The sequence below is a fragment of the Streptomyces turgidiscabies Car8 genome (genome assembly GCF_000331005.1).
GTDB lineage: Bacteria > Actinomycetota > Actinomycetes > Streptomycetales > Streptomycetaceae > Streptomyces > Streptomyces turgidiscabies.
The window spans coordinates 1-4433 of record NZ_AEJB01000167.1 but is presented as its reverse complement, the minus strand read 5'-3'; the positions used below and the strand labels follow the sequence as shown (position 1 = coordinate 4433).

The window sequence follows — 4433 nt, the reverse complement described above, 5'->3', positions numbered from 1 at the left end:
CGACGCCGCGGCCTCCAGCAGACCGGCGTCGATCTCCGGGCCGATCAGGTACGGGGCCAGCGCCAGGTTCTGCGAACCCGAGGCCCGCAGCTGTTCGGCGATGGCCGCGATCGAGCCGTCCTGGTCGAGGGCCGCCGCCATCACCGGCACGGCGAGGCGCGCGGCGAGCAGCATGCCCGTGATCCCGGCCGCCTGTACGGCCTCCTCGCCACCCACCGAGGCCAGGATGATGCCGTCCGCGGCCGTCGCCACGGTGAACAGCCGGGCCCGGTCGGCGCGCGCGAGGCCCGCCTCGGACAGCCGTACGTGCAGTCCCTCGGCGAGCAGCGGGTGCGGGCCGAGGACGTCGGTCAGGTCGGCCGCGATACGGCTTTCCATGACGGCCTGACGGACCTGACGCAGCAGCGCGTTGTCCGGACCGGCTAGCAGCGGCACGACGACGGCCACGGGCCCCTCGGGCGGCTTGACGTCGGCGCCGGCGGCGAGGGCCTGCTCGTAGCGGGCGGTGCGCTCCTGCGCGGTGTGCGTGAGCACGAACTGGAGCGTGGGGAACTCCGCGTCGTCACCGTCGAGGTATCCGATGCGGGCGTCGAGGCCGGGGAGCTCGGAGCGTGCGATGCTCACGACCTCCTCGGCGAGGCTCCGGGTCGCGGCGCTGGGCATGCCCGGCACCGCGAGGACGAGCGCGGGCGCTCCCTCGGGAGCCGCCAGCGGCTCGGGGCGGCGGTGCCGGCCCGGCTGGCGGGGGCGCGGCATTCGTACTGGCAGGCCGGCGGGCCCAGTGGGGGAGCTCATGGCGCCGCATGTTACTGGCTTATTGGGTTCCCTTGTTCGGGGAGGGGGCAGGTGAGCGGTATCCGTCCGCTTTTGTCTGATGAGTTACGGGCGGATCAGAAGTGATCAGTATGTGACATCTCTGTGCAGTCCGGAGAAGACGGGCATACCCACCCCGTACGTCTGTGCTGGTCAACCGCACGCGGTCGGCGAGGCCCGATGGGACTCGGTGAAATGGGCGGACTTGCGCGGTGCGGCGAAGTGCCGCCTCCTGTCCGGCAATCGGGCATCAGGTTCATATGCCGGTCATTCAGCGGCGTCGGTGTGCGGGGGGCTTCCCCGTCTGTGCGGGGCCTCGCTGTGTGCCAGTAGGGTGACGGACTGTGGCACCACGACCCTTGCATGAACTTGTCGAAGCGGGCTGGGCGAAGGCTCTTGACCCCGCCGCCGAACGCATCGCCGCGATGGGGGACTTCCTCCGGGCCGAGATAGCGGCGGGCCGGACGTACCTGCCGGCCGGGGCGAACGTCCTGCGGGCCTTCCAGCAGCCGTTCGACGACGTCCGCGTCCTGATCGTCGGTCAGGATCCCTACCCCACACCGGGGATGGCGATCGGGCTGAGTTTCGCCGTGGCGCCCGAGGTACGTTCGTTGCCGGGCAGCCTGGAGAACATCTTCCGGGAGCTGCATTCGGACCTGGGGCTGCCCAGACCGTCGAACGGTGATCTGACCCCGTGGACGAAGCAGGGTGTCCTGTTGCTGAACAGGGCGCTCACCACGGCACCGCGCAGTCCCGCGGCGCACCGGGGCAAGGGGTGGGAAGAAGTCACCGAACAGGCGATCCGGGCGCTGGTGGCCCGTGGCAAGCCGCTGGTGTCCGTCCTCTGGGGGCGTGACGCGCGCAACCTGCGGCCGCTGCTGGGCGATCTCCCGGCGATCGAGTCCGCCCACCCGTCTCCGATGTCGGCGGACCGCGGTTTCTTCGGCTCGCGGCCGTTCAGCCGGGCCAACGACCTGCTCGTCAAGCAGGGCTCCCAGCCGGTGAACTGGCAACTGCCGTAGCCCACGGCCGTCGCCACGGCCGAGTCTCCTTCAGTACAGGGCGATGAGCCCGACAGCGAGCACAGCACCGGCCGAACCGGCGGCCTGACGGCCGTTCAGGCGCTCCTTCAGGAGTAACAGGGCGAGGCGTTGTGTCCGCGCGAGGCCAAGTCGTTGACGAAGTGCGTGATGCCGAGCGCAGAGCGGACAGCAGAGCGAGCAGTTCACCCATGGTCACGCTCGTCGCTCACGGGACGGCCCGGTCCGCCTCGCCCACCGGGCGCCCCCACCGCGACCAGGTCGCCGGGAGCCGGCGGAACAGCCCCAGGGAGAGTCGCGCCACGCCGACCCGCGGATGTCGGCCTCCGGCGCGCCGCTCACCGGAAGGCCGCCAACCCGACGCCGGGGAGTGGGGTCTGCCCGGCTGACAGGACCCGCACGTCCTCCTGTGACGGTTCCTCAGTCGATCACCGCGGCCCGAACACACAGGACGTCCGGCAGGTGGGACGCCAACTGCTGCCAGCTGTCGCCGTCGTCCGCCGACGCGTACACCTCTCCGTTGCGGTTGCCGAAGTAGACGCCCGCCGGGTCCGCGTCGTCCGTGCACAGGGCGTCGCGCAGCACCGTGCCGTAGTGGTCCCCCTGGGGCAGGCCCGCCGACAGGGGCTCCCAGCTCTTGCCCGCGTCCGCCGTACGGAAGACCCGGCAGCGGTGGTCGGCCGGGACACGGTCCGCGTCCGCGTTGATGGGGAAGACGTACGCCGTGTCGCCGCGGTGCGGATGAGCCGCCACCGCGAAACCGAACGTCGAGGGGAGACCGGCACCGATGTCCGTCCAGTTCCCGCCCGCGTCGTCGCTCCGGTAGACACCCCAGTGGTTCTGGAGGTAGAGCCGGTCGGGGTTGGCCGAGTCCTTCGCGACCTTGTGCACGCACTGGCCGAACTCCGGGTTCGGATCCGGCAAAAACACCGCGGAGACACCGGAGTTGGACGGGGCCCAGCTCGCGCCGCCGTCCGATGTACGGAACACTCCCGCCGTCGAGACGGCGACCGTCACGGCACGCGGGTCGCGCTGGTCGGTGACGATCGTGTGCAGCCCCTCACCGCCGCCGCCCGGTACCCAACGGGAGCGAGTGGGATGCTCCCACAGCGGGCGGACCAGCTCGAAGGACTCACCGCGGTCCTCCGAGCGGTACAGCGCCGCCGGTTCGGTGCCCGCGTACACCACGTCCGCTTCCGCCGTCGACGGGTGGAGCTGCCAGACGCGCTCCAGTGAGGCGCCCGTGTCCTTGGGGAACTTGACGGCCGGCTGCGCCGGCTCCGTCCACGTCCGGCCCAGGTCGTCGGAGTGGAAGACCGACGGCCCCCAGTGGGCGCTGTCGCCGCCGACCAGCAGCCTCGGGTTCTCGCGCCGGGTGTCGATCGCGACCGAGTACACGGCCTGCGCGTTGAAAGAAGGGCTGTCGTCGAACTCCCACGTGCCACCGCGCCGGTGCCCGATGAACAGGCCTTTGCGCGTGCCGACCGTGAGCAGTACCTCGGTCATGCCGATCACCTCCGGGACGTCTTTGTCCAGTCATCGGCCAGTCTGCACCCCACCACTGACAGTCACCCCTGGAAACGGCGTCGCCGCAGGTCAAAGCGGTTTGTCGGCGGGATGTGACGGAGACCTCGGGCCTGCCGTGAGCAGCGGAGGGCCTTCGCGCGTATGGGAGGACGGCAGGGCATGTCCGTGTGCGCGTGAGGAGGATGCCTTCGATGGCGGCATTCCGTGGTCCGAGGGTGTGGCTGTGGCGTTGGCGGCGCAATCCGCTGAGGCGTCGCGTGGATGCCGTGGAGGGATGGGCCGTACTGGCCACCTGGGCACTCATCGTGCTCACCGGAGTCTTCGTCGGCCTGGTGTCGGCGCACTCCGTCGAACAGGGGCTGGCGAGAGAGCGCGTCGAGTGGCGCCCCGTGACGGCTCTGGTGGTGGAGGACGCGCCCGGCACCGTGGGCAGCGAGAAGGTGTGGGCGAAGGTCCGCTGGAGCGCCGCCGACGGCACCCGGCACACGGGCCAGGCCCGGGTCGACTCGGGCAGCACCGCGGGCAGCCCGGCGACGGTCTGGACGGACCCGCAGGGCCGTCTGGTGACGAAGCCCGCCACCGAGTCCGAGGCTCACCTGAGAGCCACCCTGATCGGCGCCCTGGCGGGTGCGAGCGGGGCGAGCGTGCCCTATGTCGGCTGGCGTCTCCTGCGCGGCCGTCTGCAGCGCCGGCGGATGGAGGAGTGGGACGAGGCGTGGGAGCGGTTCGACCCGATGTGGGGCCGCAACACGCGCTGAGAGGGCGCACGCGCGAGGCGGGGGAGCGAGGCAGCGGTGTCCGGCGTCCCCGCGAATCCCCGGCCGTCGGCGAGTGCGTGAGCGCGGGGGAGTGTGGGGGAGCGCGGCGGTGTCGACCCTGGCCGGTCCGCCTGCCACGGCGACGTCGTGCTCGGCAGGCCTGTCGGCAACGGCACGGCGCGGAGCGTCTCCGGTCTGTACCGGCCGTGCAGGCGGGCGAGAGAGGCCGGGCCGCGCCTGTCGGTCAGGGCGAGCAGAGTGCCGCCGTGCCCTTCCCCGTTGTGCAGTGCGGCAA

General features: G+C 71.6%; 4 protein-coding genes. 2 read left to right on the top strand and 2 right to left on the bottom strand.

Translation table 11 applies throughout. The features are described from left to right. Positions 1 to 795 (bottom strand): sirohydrochlorin chelatase family protein (locus tag STRTUCAR8_RS10530; protein ID WP_086025748.1); only part of this gene is annotated, 795 nt, incomplete at its 3' end. Between the two features lie 362 nt (positions 796 to 1157). Here STRTUCAR8_RS10530 and STRTUCAR8_RS10525 point away from each other — a divergent pair. Next, entirely contained in the window at positions 1158 to 1835 is a 678-nt protein-coding gene (locus STRTUCAR8_RS10525; protein WP_006375599.1) for a uracil-DNA glycosylase, read from the top strand. A gap of 438 nt (positions 1836 to 2273) precedes the next feature. Here STRTUCAR8_RS10525 and STRTUCAR8_RS10520 read toward each other — a convergent pair whose 3' ends face one another. After that, complete coding sequence (locus STRTUCAR8_RS10520) at positions 2274 to 3359, bottom strand: WD40/YVTN/BNR-like repeat-containing protein (RefSeq protein ID WP_006375602.1); 1086 nt, start codon at positions 3357 to 3359, stop codon at positions 2274 to 2276. A 212-nt stretch (positions 3360 to 3571) separates the two neighbouring features. On the opposite strand from STRTUCAR8_RS10520, the gene STRTUCAR8_RS10515 reads away from it, so the two are divergent. Then, positions 3572 to 4138, top strand: coding sequence for an Rv1733c family protein (locus STRTUCAR8_RS10515; protein WP_044471979.1), 567 nt, complete (start codon positions 3572 to 3574; stop codon positions 4136 to 4138). Positions 4139 to 4433: the final 295 nt, after the last annotated feature.

Excerpts from the sequence above, each read along its gene's own strand:
- STRTUCAR8_RS10520 (WP_006375602.1), bottom strand. The coding sequence starts at position 3,359 with ATGACCGAGGTACTGCTCACGGTCGGCACGCGCAAAGGCCTGTTCATC.
- STRTUCAR8_RS10515 (WP_044471979.1), top strand. The coding sequence starts at position 3,572 with ATGGCGGCATTCCGTGGTCCGAGGGTGTGGCTGTGGCGTTGGCGGCGC.